Source organism: Aeromonas sp. QDB56 (assembly GCF_027705505.1).
GTDB lineage: Bacteria > Pseudomonadota > Gammaproteobacteria > Enterobacterales > Aeromonadaceae > Aeromonas > Aeromonas caviae.
In genome coordinates, this window is the sequence record NZ_JAPDBZ010000300.1 from 1 (window position 1) to 994 (window position 994).

The 994-nt window shown below is 51.6% G+C and carries 3 protein-coding genes; 2 read left to right on the forward strand and 1 reads right to left on the reverse strand.

The genetic code is table 11. The annotated features are described in order from the left end of the window. A partial coding sequence (locus tag OKB81_RS20525) for a hypothetical protein (RefSeq protein WP_131867864.1) occupies positions 1-93 on the forward strand: 93 nt, incomplete at its 5' end. A gap of 113 nt (positions 94-206) precedes the next feature. Then, positions 207-749, forward strand: a complete 543-nt coding sequence (gene gmhB, locus OKB81_RS20530) for a D-glycero-beta-D-manno-heptose 1,7-bisphosphate 7-phosphatase (RefSeq protein ID WP_043153901.1) — start codon at positions 207-209, stop codon at positions 747-749. Positions 750-759: 10 nt separating this feature from the next. Here the strand turns inward: gmhB and OKB81_RS20535 are convergent. Beyond that, on the reverse strand, positions 760-994 hold a 235-nt coding region (locus tag OKB81_RS20535), incomplete at its 5' end, for a hypothetical protein (protein ID WP_270665468.1).

Below are 994 nucleotides of genomic sequence, written 5' to 3' on the forward strand. Positions count from 1 at the left end.
GCCCCGATCGCGATGGACGACGGCCTGCGTTTCGCCATCCGTGAAGGTGGCCGTACCGTAGGTGCTGGTGTTGTAGCTAAAGTTATCGCTTAATCGATACTTTATATGCACACGTAAAAGGGGTGGCTTCGGCCACCCCTTTTACTTTTGGGGCTTTAAATGGCTTGTGAGATACTTTTGCGAAATCATCTATAGAGGTAGTTGCTGTGAGTAAACCCGCCATTTTTCTGGATCGCGATGGTGTCATCAACAAAGACACGGGTTATGTCAGCCAGGTTGATGACTTCCATTTTCTGCCCGGGGCGATTGAGGCCATGCAATTGCTGAAGAAAAAAGGCTATTTGCTGGTCGTGGTGACCAACCAATCCGGCATTGCCCGTGGTTACTTCACTGAAGATGACTTCATGAACCTGACCGAGTGGATGGATTGGTCATTGGCCGATCGCGATGTGGATCTCGATGGTATCTACTTCTGCCCCCATCACCCGAACCACGGTGCCCCCTGCGACTGCCGCAAACCCGAACCGGGTATGTTGTTGCTTGCCCAGCGGGAGCTCGGTATCGATATGAGCCGCTCTTATATGGTGGGTGACAAACCTTCAGACTTGAAGGCGGCCATCAATGCCAAGGTCGGTCACAAGATAATGGTCAGAACGGGTAAGCCGATTACTGATGCGGGGATTGAACTGGCCGATGCCATCTACGACAACCTGCATGATTTTGCCGTTGCAGCACCTGTCGCAGGCTGATTTCGCTGGATTATGATGCTTTTTGGTGGCTTTGTGAGCGATTGAACGATGGAAGCCATCTTTTTGCAATTATCCCCTTGCCAGAACGAATTCGCTCCCTATAATGCGCCTCCATCGACAGGGCAAGCGGCAACGCAAACAAGCCAGTAGATGCCTCGAAAAGCCTTGGAAAATAAGGCTTGACTCGAGAAGGCGGTTGAGTAGAATGCCACTCCCGCAGCAGCCAAAAGCTGCGTCGCTCTTTA